At 33.6% G+C, this 16,479-nt stretch carries 11 protein-coding genes; 6 read left to right on the plus strand and 5 right to left on the minus strand.

The window, feature by feature from the left end:
• Window positions 1-23: 23 nt before the first annotated feature.
• Complete coding sequence (locus tag HM985_RS02555; RefSeq protein ID WP_179374726.1) at window positions 24-1,697, plus strand: MFS transporter; 1,674 nt, start codon at window positions 24-26, stop codon at window positions 1,695-1,697.
• Between the two features lie 97 nt (window positions 1,698-1,794).
• Here HM985_RS02555 and HM985_RS02560 read toward each other — a convergent pair whose 3' ends face one another.
• Window positions 1,795-3,207 (minus strand): aldehyde dehydrogenase family protein, encoded by a 1,413-nt coding sequence (locus HM985_RS02560; RefSeq protein ID WP_179374727.1) that lies wholly within the window; start codon window positions 3,205-3,207, stop codon window positions 1,795-1,797.
• A 273-nt stretch (window positions 3,208-3,480) separates the two neighbouring features.
• Between HM985_RS02560 and HM985_RS02565 the strand changes: the two genes are divergently transcribed.
• The 5 genes from HM985_RS02565 (at window position 3,481) to HM985_RS02585 (ending at window position 10,671) form a co-directional block, all read left to right on the plus strand.
• Window positions 3,481-3,750, plus strand: coding sequence for a hypothetical protein (locus HM985_RS02565; protein ID WP_179374728.1), 270 nt, complete (start codon window positions 3,481-3,483; stop codon window positions 3,748-3,750).
• A gap of 275 nt (window positions 3,751-4,025) precedes the next feature.
• Entirely contained in the window at window positions 4,026-6,878 is a 2,853-nt protein-coding gene (polA, locus tag HM985_RS02570; protein ID WP_179374729.1) for a DNA polymerase I, read from the plus strand.
• Between the two features lie 20 nt (window positions 6,879-6,898).
• The gene (locus tag HM985_RS02575; RefSeq protein WP_179374730.1) at window positions 6,899-7,147 is read left to right on the plus strand and encodes a hypothetical protein; all 249 of its coding nucleotides are present in this window, start codon (window positions 6,899-6,901) and stop codon (window positions 7,145-7,147) included.
• Window positions 7,148-7,150: 3 nt separating this feature from the next.
• Window positions 7,151-7,537 (plus strand): (deoxy)nucleoside triphosphate pyrophosphohydrolase, encoded by a 387-nt coding sequence (locus tag HM985_RS02580; RefSeq protein ID WP_218843355.1) that lies wholly within the window; start codon window positions 7,151-7,153, stop codon window positions 7,535-7,537.
• A complete protein-coding gene (locus tag HM985_RS02585) occupies window positions 7,534-10,671 on the plus strand; it encodes a DUF3427 domain-containing protein (RefSeq protein ID WP_179374731.1) in 3,138 nt (1,045 codons plus the stop codon). The genes HM985_RS02580 and HM985_RS02585 overlap by 4 nt, the downstream gene beginning before the upstream one ends.
• A gap of 71 nt (window positions 10,672-10,742) precedes the next feature.
• Here HM985_RS02585 and HM985_RS02590 read toward each other — a convergent pair whose 3' ends face one another.
• The 4 genes from HM985_RS02590 to HM985_RS02605 all read right to left on the minus strand — a co-directional run bounded on the left by HM985_RS02590 (window position 10,743) and on the right by HM985_RS02605 (window position 16,445).
• A complete protein-coding gene (locus HM985_RS02590; RefSeq protein WP_179374732.1) occupies window positions 10,743-11,669 on the minus strand; it encodes a T9SS type A sorting domain-containing protein in 927 nt (308 codons plus the stop codon).
• Between the two features lie 176 nt (window positions 11,670-11,845).
• On the minus strand, window positions 11,846-13,822 hold the full coding sequence (locus tag HM985_RS02595) for a YgiQ family radical SAM protein (protein ID WP_173588387.1): 1,977 nt from the start codon (window positions 13,820-13,822) through the stop codon (window positions 11,846-11,848).
• A 208-nt stretch (window positions 13,823-14,030) separates the two neighbouring features.
• On the minus strand, window positions 14,031-15,662 hold the full coding sequence (locus HM985_RS02600) for an ABC-F family ATP-binding cassette domain-containing protein (RefSeq protein ID WP_179374733.1): 1,632 nt from the start codon (window positions 15,660-15,662) through the stop codon (window positions 14,031-14,033).
• Between the two features lie 141 nt (window positions 15,663-15,803).
• The gene (locus HM985_RS02605) at window positions 15,804-16,445 is read right to left on the minus strand and encodes a TonB-dependent receptor plug domain-containing protein (RefSeq protein ID WP_179374734.1); all 642 of its coding nucleotides are present in this window, start codon (window positions 16,443-16,445) and stop codon (window positions 15,804-15,806) included.
• Between the last annotated feature and the right edge of the window lie 34 nt (window positions 16,446-16,479).

Below are 16,479 nucleotides of genomic sequence, written 5' to 3' on the forward strand. Positions count from 1 at the left end.
CCATTTAACCAATAAATAATAAAATGAGTAGTAATCAAAATAATAAATCGGCCTTAGCGACCTTATGTACGGTTTTCTTTTTCTGGGGATTTATAGCGGCATCAAACAGCGTATTTATCCCTTTTTGTAAAACTTATTTTAATATTGATCAGTTTCAATCGCAGTTAGTAGACTTCGCATTCTATGGTGCTTATTATATCGGTGCACTCTCTCTGTTTGTCATATCTAGTGCTGTAAAAAGAGATATATTGAATAATTGGGGGTATAAAAATGGTATTGTTTACGGGTTACTTCTCTCTGCAATCGGTGCTTTTGTTATGTTCCCGGTTACCGCAGGAGCAGAACAAGGACAAACTGGAGTCTTTTATTTGGTACTTATCGCATTTTTTATAGTCGCCCTTGGTTTCTCACTACAACAAACCGCTGCTAATCCTTTTACTGTAGCACTTGGAGATCCCAAAACAGGATCACATCGTTTAAACTTAACAGGTGGCATTAACTCTTTTGGTACAACTATTGGACCGATTGTGGTTAGTTTGGCTATTTTCGGTACGGCATCTTGGTCTACAGATCAATTGGCAGAGAAGATTAATTCTAATGAAATTACACTAGTAACTGTTCAGATATTATACATGTGTGTTGGTGCCTTATTTTTAATCGCTGCCGCATTATTTCATTTTTCAAAAAAACTACCCGCTCTAAAATCTGATACGGCATTTGAACCTGCCAATAAAGCTCGAAACCTTCTAATTTTATTAACCTTAATCATTATAGGTTGCTTTGGTTATATTTTCAGTACCTATTCAGGTGAAGCGGTCGCTACCGAAGACCTAGAACATACACGATTAATTATTCTATTTATTGCGCTTTTTGCTGTTATTGCTACTGTTTTTATAGCCAATACGAGTGCGGCTAAAAAACCTGAAGGTTGGGGTGCTATGAAATACCCGCAACTTGTTTTGGGGATGCTCGCAATATTTACTTATGTGGGCGTTGAAGTTACTATAGGAAGTAATCTTGGTGAACTTTTAAAACAAAGTATTGAAGGCACAAGTCTAAATTCATTAGGGTTACCAGTCTTAAATGACTCGGAGTTAGGGAAATACATTTCCCTTTATTGGGGTGGTCTTATGATTGGACGATGGGTTGGTGCAATTACCGTTTTTAACCCCAGTAAAGGCTTAAAGAAAGTTCTTTTAATCATTGTGCCATATATTGCTTTTGGCGTTATCATTTTAGCCAATTTAGTTAAATACAGTTTTACAATTAATGAAATTCTCTTTTTCGGAATTTGTATTGCCGTGCAAATTGGCGGCTTTTTATTCGCTAAAGACAACCCTGTTAAGACTTTAAAAACATTTAGCTCACTAGGCATATTAGCCATGCTAATTGGTTTATTTTCTTCTGGAAATATTGCTTTATTCGCTTTCTTATCTGGTGGATTGTGTTGTTCCATAATGTGGCCTTGTATTTTTACCTTAAGTATTGCTGGTTTAGGAAAATACACCTCTCAAGGTTCTGCCTTTTTAATTATGATGATTTTAGGAGGAGCAATTATTCCACCTGTTCAAGGAAAGTTAGCAGATGTTTTTAGTATTCAATCTTCTTATTGGATGGCTGTGGCTTGTTTTACTTATTTATTGTTTTATGCTTTTAGAACTAAAACAGTTTTAGACAAGCAAGGTGTAACATATTAGTCTGTTTTAATTCTAAGAAAACAACAGAAGTAAAAAATTGCGCTATACATAAGTATGGATAGCGCAATTTTAATCTCATTTTATTACAAAGCTTTACTTAAAACCACTTAATTGTTAATTGTGCCAATTTCTCCTTAAATCCAGTATAAGGGGGAAACAATAACTCTGTTACTCCAAATGTATGCTGACTCATTACTGAACGTTCATTACTAAAGGATTTAAACCCATAAAACCCATTACTTTTACCGATACCACTGTTATTAACACCCCCAAAAGGCAAATTATGGTTAACATAATGTAGCACACTATTATTAATACAGGTACCACCTGCTCTTGTATTAGTTATAATTTTATTGGTATTTGCTTTACTTTTACTGTAAATATAAAGTGCCAATGGCCTTGGTTTTGAGTTTACGTAAGCAACAGCCATATCTAAACTCTCATAGGCTACAATTGGTAAGATTGGTCCAAAAATTTCTTCCTCTAGCAATTTAGCTTCAGGTTTTAAATCTGAAATTAAAGTCGGCGCTATATATCTTGAAGTACCATCCGTTTCACCTCCAATTTCAAACTTAGCATTTAATGCTTTTGCATTTTCAAGATAAAAGTTTAAACGTTCAAAGTGCTTATCAGTAACTATTTTTCCATAAGATTCTGATGCTTGTGGATTGTCGTGATAAAACGTTTGAATCCATTTTTTACAAGCCGTGATAAATTGAGGTTTTATACATTTATCTATTAAAACATAATCTGGAGAAACACATATTTGACCCGTATTTAAAAATTTAGCCCACATTATTTTTTTTGCAGCTTTATCTATGTTAGCAGTTTTATCAACTATGGTTGGCGACTTACCGCCCAATTCTAAAGTTACTGAGGCTAAATGCTGAGATGCAGCTTTCATCACTATTTTACCAACGTTAGGAGAACCTGTAAAGAAAATATGATTAAACGGTAGTTTTAACAATTCCGTTGAAACCTCTACTTCACCTTGTACCAATGCCACCTCATCTTCACTAAAAATAGTATTTACAATTTTAGACATTAACTCAGATGAGTTAGGTGTCATTTCAGAAGGCTTTATAATAACGGTATTACCTGCTGCAATTGCAGAAACCAAAGGACCGAATGTAAGATTAAACGGAAAGTTCCATGGAGATATAATTAAACAAACCCCTTTTGGCTCGTACTTTATATAAGAGCTAGAACCTATTAGAGCTATCGGCGTACCTACACTTTGTTTTCGCATCCATTGATGTAAATGTTTTTTGGCGTACTTAATATCTCCTACAATCGCATAGATTTCTGTAAGCTCAGTTTCTAAAACAGGTTTCCCTAAATCTTTAAGCAAGGCTTTTTGAATTTCTACTCTGTAAGTAACCTCAATGGCCCACTGAAGTTTATTTAAGGTTTTTATGCGGTCTTTATAACTGCGGTTTCCTATAGCATATTGATTTTCATGCTGTTTAAAAAATAATTCAAAATAAGGATTACTATTAAAATCTTTCATACTTAATGACTGTTATGGGCTTCAAACTTAATTTATGCATTTTATCGACATAACCTATTCAAAAGTGTATTTTACCTCGAAAATGATTGTGTTAAACTTAAAAACTAACGGTTTTTAAGAGATACAAGCACAAATCACGTATTTCAACGAGTTTTTTTACGAGTAACTTCCTTTTAACCGTTTATCGATTGTTTTCATCTAAAAATTTCAACTACACTCTAAATGTTGTGTTTCTTTGAGTTGAAGTTAAAACAAATATAACTTCTTACTATTATGAAAAACGGTTTAATCATCTTATTCTTTTTAACAATGACTTTTGCAGGGTTTGCTCAGCAAGACGAATTAGTTAACAATGAAATTGAAGTTGTTGAAACCACTAAAACCGCAAAATCTGAAACTTCTGAAGCAAGAAATATTACTATTTCTGCTGAAATGAAAGCTAAGGTTTTAAGAATAAATCGTAAAAAAAGTAACGAAATCATCAGTATAAAAGCTTACAGAAGAAGTCTTCAAATTAAAATGAAGACAGTAAAACTTTGTTAAGTTATCAAATAATACGCATTATATAATATTTAAAAAAAAGCCGAAACTTAAGTTTCTGCTTTTTTTGTATCAAGCTAAATACTCATAAAAACTATTTTTATATTTTAAATAAAAAAATCTACTAACAAAAACAATTAGACACTACAAAACACTACTAACAAACCACCTTCCTTCCTAGTAAAACCGACTCTAAGTTTTAAAAAACGAACCACCCAAAAGACATATTTCATCTGATAACTTTTTTGTAGCTTTGATCTCCTTACAAAAACAATCCAATGTCAGACCAAAAACGCCTATTCCTAGTTGATGCTTACGCTTTAATTTTTCGTGGCTACTACGCTTTTATAAAAAACCCAAGAATCAATTCTAAAGGAGAAGATACCTCAGCCATCATGGGCTTTATGAATTCGCTTTTAGATGTGATTAAACGCGAACGACCAGATCATTTAGCTGTTTGTTTTGACAAAGGAGGTAGTGTAGACCGCGTGGAAATGTTCGAAGCTTACAAAGCCAACAGAGACGCAACACCAGAAGGCATTAAAACGGCCATTCCGCATATTTGTAATATTCTTGAAGCCATGCACATTCCAATCATGGTAAAAGAAGGATACGAGGCTGATGATGTCATTGGTACTTTAGCAAAAAAAGCCGAAAAGGAAGGCTACAAAACTTTTATGGTGACTCCAGATAAGGATTTTGCGCAATTGGTTTCTGAAAACATATTTATGTACCGACCTGTTTTTGGAGGCGGATACGAAACTTGGGGCATTCCAGAAGTACAAAAGAAATTTGAAGTTACCGATCCTTTACAAGTCATTGACTTTTTAGGGATGATGGGAGATGCCTCTGATAATATTCCTGGATTACCTGGTGTTGGTGAAAAAACAGCCAAGAAGTTTTTAGCGGCTTATGGCAGTATGGAAAACCTATTTGCGAATTCACATGAGCTTAAAGGTAAGATGAAAGAGAAGATTGAAGCCAATCAAGAACTCGGGCTATTATCTAAAAAATTAGCCACCATTATGCTCGATGTTCCTGTTGATTTTAATGCTGAGGATTTTGAAATGTCAGAACCTGATATTCCAAAAGTGACCGAGATTTTTCAAGAGTTAGAATTTAGACGTCTCATTGATAATTTTAATAAAACCTTTGCTGCTGAAGCCATGCAGTCCGCCGGAACTTCTACTCCAACTTCAGATAAAAAGGAAGCACCGAAAACCACTCCTACGGAAGAAAAATCAGCAGGAGCTGGTCAATTCTCTTTATTTGGAGGTGGCGAACCATCAGCAACTGAAACTATTTCAGAAAACACTAGAAAAACCTCAGCAACCTATTCTCATTTTTACCAAAGCGTTGCGCCTGGTATGGCAACCAAATTGTTTATCAAAAACCTAATGAGTCAAACGTCTGTGTGCTTTGACACCGAAACCACAGGCTTAAATCCATTAACCGCAGAATTGGTTGGGATTGCATTTTCTTGGGAAGTCGGTAAAGGGTTTTACATACCTTTTCCAGAAGATAAAACAGAAGCACAAGAGCTTATAGAAACCTTTAGACCATTTTTTGAAAGCGAAACCATCGAGAAAATTGGTCAGAATTTAAAATACGATATCAAAGTATTAGCCAAATACAATGTTGAGGTAAAAGGTAAATTATTCGATACCATGTTAGCGCATTATTTAATTAATGCAGACATGCGTCACAACATGGATGTTCTTGCTGAAACGTATTTGAACTACACTCCAATTTCTATTACCGAATTGATTGGTAAAAAAGGAAAGAATCAGTTAACCATGCGCGATGTACCTTTAGAAAAACAAACGGAATATGCGGTTGAAGATTCAGACATCACCTTACAACTAAAAGAACATTTCACTACCGAATTAGGCGAAGCCAATACCCAAAAATTATTCGATGAGATTGAAATTCCGCTTTTGCGTGTGTTAGCGGCTATGGAATTAGAAGGTATCAATCTCGATACAAAATTTTTAGATTCCTTATCCGAAGCACTAAATAATGACATTGCAACCCTCGAACAAGAAATTTATGCCACGGCAGGTGAAGAATTCAATATTGCATCTCCAAAACAGTTAGGTATTGTATTGTTTGAAAAAATGAAACTGGTAGATAAACCAAAGAAAACCAAAACCGGACAGTATAAAACAGGTGAAGATATCTTATCCTATTTAGCAAAAGACCATGAGATTATTCAGAAGATTTTAGACTTTAGAGGCCTTTCAAAATTAAAAAGTACCTACGTAGATGCCTTGCCTTTACAAGTAGAACCGTCTACAGGTCGCGTGCATACCGATTACATGCAAACCGTTGCCGCAACTGGGCGTTTAAGTAGTAACAATCCTAATTTACAGAATATCCCAATTCGTACCGAACGTGGTCGCCAAGTACGAAAAGCCTTTGTACCAAGAAACAAAGAGTACACCTTACTAGCTGCCGATTATTCGCAAATAGAATTACGAATCATTGCCGCTTTAAGTGAAGAAGAAACCATGATTGAAGCCTTTAAAAATGGCGAAGATATTCATGCTTCAACCGCATCTAAAGTATTTGGTGTGCCACTAGAAGAAGTTACCAGAGAACAACGTAGCAATGCCAAAACCGTGAATTTCGGAATCATCTATGGTGTGTCTGCCTTTGGATTAAGCAACCAAACTGATTTATCACGTGGTGAAGCCAAAGAACTCATTGACACCTATTACGAAACCTATCCAAAATTAAAAGCCTACATGAGTAAGCAAGTCGATTTTGCTAGAGATCATGGCTATGTCTCTACCGTTTTAGGTCGTCGTCGTTATTTAAAAGACATCAACTCACGTAACGCTGTGGTGAGAGGTGCCGCAGAACGAAATGCCGTAAACGCTCCCATACAAGGAAGCGCTGCCGATATCATTAAAATCGCGATGATTAATATTTATAACAAGCTAGAAGCTGGTAATTATAAATCGAAGATGCTCTTACAAGTGCATGATGAATTGGTCTTCGATATCTACAAACCAGAACTCGAAGAACTCACCACATTAATTAAAACCGAAATGGAAAGTGCATTTATTATGGATGTGCCTTTAGATGTTGAGGTGGATACTGGACTGAATTGGTTGGAGGCGCATTAGGTAGTTTTAATATCTCAAAAATGAACGAATATAACACGATACAAACAGAATACCTAAGAGCTTCTAGAACGATAGAAACAGTATTAGTTTCAAATAAACACTTGAGTGACCTTTTCTTTATTTACAATTATGAAGGAATTTCATTTAGGGTGTTTAAAACTCATCTCGATTTGATAAACTTTTTTTTAAATAAATCAGAAAGTGATTATCATTTTGACACAGGGGATGCGGTTGATGATTTCTTAGCTGAAGTCAAATTAACTGCATAGATTATGAAAATAATTCCAGTCACTTGCGCTATCATTCTATTTGACAAAAAAGTTTTAGCTGTTCAAAGAAGCGAAGCAATGAAACTTCCTTTAAAATGGGAATTTGCAGGAGGAAAAATTGAATCCGGTGAATCTGAAATTGATTGTATTAAAAGGGAAATATTTGAAGAATTAAATATTCAAATTGAAGTAAAAGAAAGGTTGACTCCTGTTATTCATCAATATCCAGATTTTAAAATTAAGTTAATCCCCTTTACTGCTGAATATGTTTCAGGGGATTTGAAGCTTAAAGAACATTCTAATTTTGTTTTAGCAAATAAACAAGAATTGTTTAATTTAGATTGGGCTGAAGCTGATTTACCTATTTTAAAAGAATTTATTAAACTATGAATCAAGGAATATATGAGCAGTTAGTAACACAACTAGTATCTGAAAAATTAAAAGAACTTGATAAAGATAAATTCTTTCTAAAGAAAAACTTAATTGATAAAGAAGAAGCATCTAGCGTTCTTTCCAAGCATTTATCAAAAATACTAAAGCAAGCATTTGATATTATTGGAAAAAACAAAGTTGAACAACAAATTCAAATTGCCAATAAAATAATAAGGCTTTTAAAACAAGAAATAGGCAAACAAGACTTTGATGACGATATAGTAAAAATTGAAGGTGAAATTCTAAAAGCTGTTTTCTCAAAAACAGATGCTCATTTTTCAAATTTAGATTTACATCTAAAAGAAATAACACCTTATACAACTTTAACTCAAAGTGAATTATTTACTGGTGGAAATGGTGGATTATCATTAGAAAGTGAATTAAAGAAAGAAATCCTTTCTTCTGACAAAATTAATTTATTAGTCTCTTTTATAAAGTTTAAAGGAATAATAATTCTTGCAAAAGAATTAAGAGAATTCACAGAACGTGGCGGAAAACTAAACGTAATTACGACAACTTATATTGGAGCGACGGATTATAAAGCCATACAATTACTTTCAAAACTTCCAAATACCGAAGTTAAAATATCCTACAACACAAGCAACGAAAGGTTACACGCAAAAGCTTATCTATTTTATAGAAACTCAGGTTTTCATACTGCATATATTGGTTCTTCAAACTTTTCTAGGTCAGCTCTAACAGATGGACTAGAATGGAATTTAAAAGTTACTACTAAAGAAGTAAGCCACATTATAGACAAATTTCAAAAGACATTTGATGCCTATTGGCAAAGTGAGGACTTCGAGTTATTTGATGATTCTATTCATAAAGAAAAACTACAAGATGCACTAAAACAAAGTAAGTTCAGTAAGCCTTTCGAAAACACAACTGTTCATTTTGACATCAAGCCCTTTCCATATCAAAATGAGGTTTTAGAAAAATTAGAAGTCGAAAGAAGTATACACAATAGATTTAGAAATCTTGTTGTGGCAGCAACAGGAACTGGAAAAACAGTAATTTCGGCTTTCGATTACAAACGTTTTAGAAAGAATAATAAATCATCAAAATTACTTTTTCTGGCACATAGAAAAGAGATTCTGCAAAAATCACTTTCAACTTTTCAAGGTGTTTTAAAAAATAATAACATTGGCGAATTATGGGTTGATGGTTTGGTGCCTGATAACTTTGAGCATGTATTTGCTTCTGTTCAAACTGTAAATAATCAACTTGAAATAGAAAATATTTCAGCAGACTATTATGATTATATAATTATTGATGAATGCCATCACCAAAAAGCAAAAAGTTATAGATCAATCCTAAATTATTTTAAACCAAAAGTACTTCTTGGTCTAACAGCAACACCAGAAAGAATGGATGGTGGAGATATTTTAGAAGATTTTGACAACAAAATTGCAGCAGAAATTAGACTGCCTGAAGCAATGAATAGAAAGTTACTTTGTCCTTTTCAATACTTTGGAATTACTGATAGTATTGATTTATCAAATGTTAAATGGATTAAAGGACGATATGTTGCAAGTGAACTAACAGATATTTATACTGAAAGTGATAGAAGGGTTGGAGAAATAATAACTGCTTTAGACAAATACATAAAAGACATCAACGATGTTAGAGCATTAGGCTACTGTGTTTCTATGGAACACGCAAAATACATGGCTGAAAAATTTACTTTGACAGGATTGAAGGCAGATTATTTAACAAGTAATAATAGTAAAGACAGAGTTCACATTCGTCAAAAATTAGAAAAAAAAGAAATCAACTATTTATTTGTTGTTGATATTTTTAATGAAGGTATTGACATACCTGAAATTGATACTCTATTATTTTTAAGGCCAACAGAGAGTCTAACTATATTTTTGCAACAATTGGGTAGAGGCTTAAGATTATATGAAGAAAAAGATTGCTTAACCGTTTTAGATTTCGTTGGAAACTCTAGACCAGAATATAATTTTGAAAATAAATTCAGAGCCTTAATAGGCAAAACCAATACGACAGTAGTAAAAGAAGTTGAGGACAATTTTCCTCACTTACCTTTAGGTTGTTCAATAATTCTAGAAAAAAAGACGAAAGAAACAATTCTGAAAAATATTTCTGCAGCAACATCATTAAATAAAAGCAAGCTAATTCAAAGAATACAACAATTTCAACACGATACAAATTTACCATTGACTATTGGTAATTTTAGTAAGTTTTATAACATTCCGTTACACTCAATTTATAAAAGAGGAAGTTGGAAAAGACTATGTCAACTTGCAGGTAGGATAAATCAATTTGATTCTGAATATGAAAAAGCAATTGTTTCAGCAATTTCAAACAAGTGGCTTTCAACAAATTCTTTGAGCTATTTTACTTTCATTTTAAAAATTGCAAAACTAAATTTCAACATAAATATTTCTGAGTTTAATACAAATGAAAAAACAATGCTTTTAATGCTACATTACGATGTTTGGCAAAAAGAAGCTGGATTTGAATCTATAGAGAAAAGCATATGGGCTATTGGCTCAAATAGTGTTTTAGTTGAAGAAATAAAAGAAGTTCTTGAGGTGTTAATTGAGAACATAGACTTTAAAGAATTACCTATTGAACTTCCTTATGAGCAACCATTGAAGTTACATAGTCGTTACACTAGAGATCAAATTTTAGCTGCTTTTAAGTTTAGTAGTTTTGAAAAAAAATCATCTAACAGAGAAGGAACAGCTGAAAACAAAGTTTTAAACACCGAAATATTATTTATCAACCTTATTAAATCTGAAGAAAACTTCTCACCAACAACCATGTATGATGATTATGCTGTAAATGAATTATTGTTTCATTGGCAAACTCAAAACTCAGCAAGACCAGATTTAGGCAAAGGACAATCTTACGTTAAACATAAAAAAAACGAAAAGCGAATATTACTATTTATTAGAGAGAAAGCTAAAAACGAGTTTGGCAATAGTTTGGGTTATGTTTTTATTGGAGAAGGAACTTTAAAAGACCATTATGGCTCTAAACCTATGAGTATTAATTGGAAACTTAGCGAACCTATGCCTCATTATTTATGGAAAGATGCAGCTAAACTTTCAATTGGATAAAAAAACCATCAAACAAAAAAAAGCCTCAATTATAAAAGAATCAAGGCCATTTAAATAAGATTTACTTAACGCTATTTTTTCAAAAGCTTATCTGTATGTGTTTTACCATCTCTAGTAACAATAGTTAACATATAAACACCACCAGAAAGACGACTAACATCTAATGCATCTACAGAACCACGTTCCATTAATTTTTGTCCATTCAAATTATAAATAGACACCTGTGCAATCTGTTCGTTCTGAATGCCTGTAATTTTTAATTCATCAGCAACCGGATTTGGATAAATGCGAAACGCTGAGGCATCTGCAACATCATCAACACCTAAGGTGCCGCTCTCAAAACTAAAATTATCGTAAAACGCATCACCGCCATAATTGTTATGCAACATATTAAAACCTACAATATCAACAGACGTGAAATTGCTACGCGTATGTGCTAATACATCATTTAAGTAATACTTAAGTTCAGTTGCCGTTACTTCAATTTTAATATTTACCCAGGTGTTTGGAGTCCATGTCGCATCCTCGATATAAGCAGCTGTATAATTAATATTATCAATCGTATAAATTAACCCTTGATATTCCATAGCAATACCTGCTACAGGAACAAAATTATCATCTGCATCAATACCAAAAAGCGTCATTTCAAAATCTGCTCCATTACTTTCGGTTACCATAACATCGTAAGAGAATGTAAAATCCTCAAATGATTTTGGAGTATCAAAACTTTTTACAGCACCAAAAATTGGTAACCATTGAGGTTCAAAACCCGACTCATAAGAATTTTTAAAAGCATAAGCACCATCTGAAGATTGCTCATTAGAAACAACCTGATTCTGAAGAAAAGCGCCATCGCTATCTTCTGTAACTTCCCAACCATTTTGATTGTTTAGTGTTCCTAAAGTATAAGATTCACTGGTTTCAAAGGAAATTGTTTCCTGACTAAATACACCTCCTGTAAGTAATAACATGAAGGCAATTGTGTAGTTTTTTATCATATTTATTTATTGTTTAGAGCAATAAAATTAATATAAACACAATGGAAAAACGAAATAATTAACAATTGAAAAAACCACAATTCAGTAGTCAATTGATTCCCTGATTGCTATAAATATTTAAACTTGCTTTATAAATTATTTATTAAAATTAATCTATAAAGCAGTATAACTTATCCTTAACGTCGCTTCTTAGCCTTACTGCGTTTCTTACCCTTAAACCTCACCTTATCCTCAGGTTTACGTTGATTAAAAGGAACGGCATCATTAAAGGTGTTTTTAGCATCACCTTTGGGTTTATTCTTCTGCCACTTTTCGGTTTTCTCTGGAAGTAGAACGCTTAGTAAATCCTCACGGCCTAATTTGTTTAAGGTCTTCTTAATCCACGCTTTGTTTTCATCCTTGTACCAGAAGAAAAAACGGTGTTGCTCGTCCTTTTCCTTTTTAGTAATAGGCGTGTTGACTTTCTTTAAAGTGTAAGGATGGTAACCACTATAATAAATAACCGTAGCAACCGTCATTGGTGTTGGCGTAAAACCTTGTACTTGCTCTAACTGGAAACCCATATCTTTAGTTTCAGCAGCTAGATTAGCCATATCTTCCACTTCACAAGCGGGGTGATTCGATATAAAATACGGAATCAACTGAAGCTTTAAACCTTTCTTAATATTAATCTTATCAAAACGTTCTTTAAACTTATGAAAGTACTTAAACGACGGCTTACGCATTAACTTTAAAACTGGATCACTCGTATGTTCTGGTGCTACTTTAAGGCGGCCAGAAACATGCTTCGTCATCACTTCTTCCGTATAATCATCTAACTCTTTAGGATCGGCATTTTTATTAAATTCTGGCACCAACATATCATGTCTAATCCCCGAACCGATAAATGATTTCTTCACTTTTGGATGCTTATCTACCGCTTGGTACAATTCCGTTAACGGCTTATGAGAGGTATCTAAATTACTACAAATCACTGGCGAAATACAACTCGGCGCCACACACTTGTCGCAAATAGATTGCACTTTCCCTTTCATCTGATACATATTGGCACTTGGTCCACCAATATCAGACAAATACCCTTTAAAATCAGGCATATTAGCCACTGTATCTACTTCTTTTAAAATAGACTCTTGACTACGAGACGCAATAAATTTCCCTTGGTGTGCCGAAATGGTACAAAAGCTACACCCACCAAAACACCCACGGTGAATATTGATGGAAAACTTAATCATTTCAAACGCAGGGATCGGTCCACGCTTATTATATTTAGGATGTGGTAATCGTGTATATGGATAATCAAAAGACGCATCAATTTCGGCTTCCGTCATGGTTGGGTACGGCGGATTAATCATCAAGGTCTTATCCCCTATTTTCTGAAAAATTCGTCTTGCAGCCAACTTATTAGATTCCTGCTCAATCACCTTAAAATTAGAAGCGTATTTCTTCTTGTCTTTTAGACAAACTTCATGCGAAGAGATTTCAATATCTTCCCAATTACTATTCTTAGGTATTTTTTCGTCTTCTTTTAAAAGTACTGCTGTCTGTAAAACCGTATTTATACTATTAAAAGGCACTCCTCTTTCTAGTAAACGCACTACTTCACGCAAAGGTTGCTCGCCCATTCCGTACACTAACATATCTGCTTTAGACGTTTCTAAAATAGAAGGCATTAGCTTATCACTCCAAAAATCGTAATGTGTAACACGACGTAATGATGCTTCAATACCACCAATTAAAACCGGTGTATCTGGCCATTTTTCTTTTAAAATATTAGTATAAACGCTTGTTGCATAATCGGGTCTAAACCCAATATCTCCATTAGGCGTATATGCATCCTTATCTCTACGTTTTTTATTTGCGTTATAATTGCTAATCATAGGATCCATACAGCCACCTGTAACACCAAAAAATAGTTTTGGTTTCCCCATTTTCACAAAATCCTGAAGATTATCTTTCACATTAGGTTGCGGCACAATAGCGACGCGTAACCCAAAACTCTCTAACATACGTCCTATAACAGCAGGACCAAACGTTGGATGATCTACATAAGCATCTCCGCTAAACAGAATAACATCGAGTGCTTCCCATCCGCGAATTTTCACCTCTTTGTTTGTGGTAGGTAACCAATCTGAAAGTTGTAATTCGTTCTTCACGTTGCAAAAGTAGTTAAAATATTGCCGCTTAGGCAGTACAAAAAGTTAAGGTATTTTATTTGGGCGTTACCCAGGGGTCGTGCTTTCGGCAGTCGCTTTTTTGTATTGCATAAGTGCAACAATACAAAAAGAGCTTCAACAAATGCCTCCATCACTAACGCGGGCGCATCTGCTAAGACCTATGTTTTAGTCTAAAATTCTGCTGAATTTATAAGTTAAGCGCTTTTATACTTTCAATTTTATTACGCTCTAAATAGGCGTCAATTGTTTCAAAATGCTCAATAACACGTTTTTCTTTAAACTCAAAGACTTTTTTAGATAAGCCTTGTAGAAAATCACGATCGTGAGAAACTAAAATTAAAGTCCCATCAAAATTCTGAAGTGCTTCCTTTAAAACATCTTTAGATTTTAAATCTAAGTGATTTGTAGGCTCATCGAGAATTAATAAGTTCACAGGTTCTAATAATAACTTTACCATAGCTAATCTGGTTTTTTCACCACCAGAAAGTACACTTACTTTTTTATCAATATCATCGCCCTTAAACATAAAACCACCCAAGATACTTTTAATCTGAGTTCTTACATCGCCTTTTGCTACATCATCAACCGTCTGAAAAATAGTTAAATCTTCATCTAACAAAGCCGCTTGGTTCTGCGCAAAATAGCCAACTTTCACATTATGACCTAAACTACAAGTTCCATCTACATCAATCTCTCCTAGGATAGCTTTAATCATCGTCGACTTTCCTTCACCATTTCGACCTACAAAACAGACTTTCTCACCTCTAGCGATAGACATATTAGCATCATTAAACACTATATGATTATCATAAGATTTAGAAACCTCTTTAACCGTTACTGGGTAATCACCCGAACGCTGCGTCGCTGGGAAACGTAATTTTAATGCTGAGGTATCTACATCATCAATCTCAATGATCTGTAATTTTTCAAGCATACGCTCACGAGACGTTACTTGATTTGTTTTAGAATATGTTCCTTTAAAACGTTCTATAAATTGCATATTATCTGCAATAAATTTCTGCTGTTCTTGGTAAGCCTTTACTTGGTGCACACGTCTATCTTCTCGTAATTGAAGATAATGTGTATAGTTTGCTTTATAATCGTAAATACGTCCCATAGTTACTTCAATAGTTCTATTGGTAATGTTATCTACAAACGCTCTATCGTGAGAAATAACCACAACGGCATTAGCTTTATTCAGTAAAAAATCTTCTAACCAAATTACCGATTCTATATCAATATGGTTGGTAGGCTCATCTAATAAAATTAAATCTGGTTTTTGTAATAAAATTTTAGCCAGTTCAATTCGCATACGGAAACCACCAGAAAACTCACTCGTAAGTCTTGTAAAGTCTTCCTGTTTAAATCCTAAACCTTTTAAGGCTTTTTCTACTTCAGCATCATAATTTACATCTTCTAAAGCGTAATACTTCTCACCTAAATCAGAAACACGCTCAATGATTTTCATGTACTCATCAGACTCGTAATCGGTTCTTGTCTCCAATTGCTTGTTAAGCCCTTCCATTTCGTCACGCATTTCGTACACATGCTTAAAAGCTTTAGACGCTTCATCAAAAACCGTAGTATCATCTTCCGTTAATAAATGTTGTGGCAAATAAGCAATCACAGCATCTTTAGGACATCTTACATTACCACGCGTAGCACTTTGCACACCAGCAATAATTTTCATCATGGTAGACTTACCCGCTCCATTTTTACCCATTAAGGCAATTTTATCATTGGCATTAATAGTAAAAGACACGTCACTAAAAAGCGTGTGTCCACTAAATTCTACCGCTAAATTATCTACTGAAATCATGTTCTGAATTTTGAATTTGCAAAACTACTAAATGGAAAGACACCATCTAGAATTTGTTTACTAAATAATACCACGATAACAACAGCTATTATTTATAGCGCCTAAATTTGACCTATTAGATTTTAATTAGCTGATTAAAACCTAATTATAATTAATAATAATAACCCCATTAGCACCTCTAAAACCATAAGATGCAGCTAAACCATCTTTAAGAATAGTAACATTTTTTATACTCGAAGGAACAATATCTGAAATGGCACTAGTGGGTGAGCCATTAACGATAAATAAAGGTTCACTTGATCCATTAAAACTCGTATCATAACCTCTTACTCTAATTTGATTGTCACTACTTATTTTGAGCATAGGTTGTTTCACTCTGAGATAATCAAAAATATTAGTAAAATACTGTTCTTCCTTTTTTCTTGTTTTTTTCTTACCCTCCATAGCGAGTAATTCAAGATACTTCCCTTTGATTAAACTATTACTATTAAATGTAATTACAACATCCTCAGAAACATTAAACTCCGTGGTTTGAAAACCTTCTTTTTCTGAATAAGCAGAAATATTAATTGGATATTCTGATGCTTTTATTTTCAACAAACCTTTTCTATTAGTCGTTTTTCTATTTTTATCATCATCCAAAAAAATTATCGCATCAGACACAGCATTTCCTAATGAATCTTTTACCATAACAGTAATAGCGACTTTTTTTGTCTTTTTTTGTGTAAAACCAATTAATGAAAATGTAAAAGCAGCTAAGAATAAAGTGTATTTTAATTTCATAATCTATAAATTTAATTCATAATATACTGCTTTT

Origin of the sequence: Winogradskyella wichelsiae, assembly GCF_013403925.1 — a bacterium.
Classification (GTDB): domain Bacteria; phylum Bacteroidota; class Bacteroidia; order Flavobacteriales; family Flavobacteriaceae; genus Winogradskyella; species Winogradskyella wichelsiae.

Coding starts and splice junctions, on each gene's coding strand:
- HM985_RS02590 (WP_179374732.1), bottom strand. CDS start 11,669: ATGATAAAAAACTACACAATTGCCTTCATGTTATTACTTACAGGAGGT.
- HM985_RS02565 (WP_179374728.1), top strand. CDS start 3,481: ATGAAAAACGGTTTAATCATCTTATTCTTTTTAACAATGACTTTTGCA.
- HM985_RS02580 (WP_218843355.1), top strand. CDS start 7,151: ATGAAAATAATTCCAGTCACTTGCGCTATCATTCTATTTGACAAAAAA.
- HM985_RS02575 (WP_179374730.1), top strand. CDS start 6,899: ATGAACGAATATAACACGATACAAACAGAATACCTAAGAGCTTCTAGA.
- HM985_RS02585 (WP_179374731.1), top strand. CDS start 7,534: ATGAATCAAGGAATATATGAGCAGTTAGTAACACAACTAGTATCTGAA.
- HM985_RS02605 (WP_179374734.1), bottom strand. CDS start 16,445: ATGAAATTAAAATACACTTTATTCTTAGCTGCTTTTACATTTTCATTA.
- HM985_RS02555 (WP_179374726.1), top strand. CDS start 24: ATGAGTAGTAATCAAAATAATAAATCGGCCTTAGCGACCTTATGTACG.
- polA (WP_179374729.1), top strand. CDS start 4,026: ATGTCAGACCAAAAACGCCTATTCCTAGTTGATGCTTACGCTTTAATT.
- HM985_RS02600 (WP_179374733.1), bottom strand. CDS start 15,662: ATGATTTCAGTAGATAATTTAGCGGTAGAATTTAGTGGACACACGCTT.
- HM985_RS02560 (WP_179374727.1), bottom strand. CDS start 3,207: ATGAAAGATTTTAATAGTAATCCTTATTTTGAATTATTTTTTAAACAG.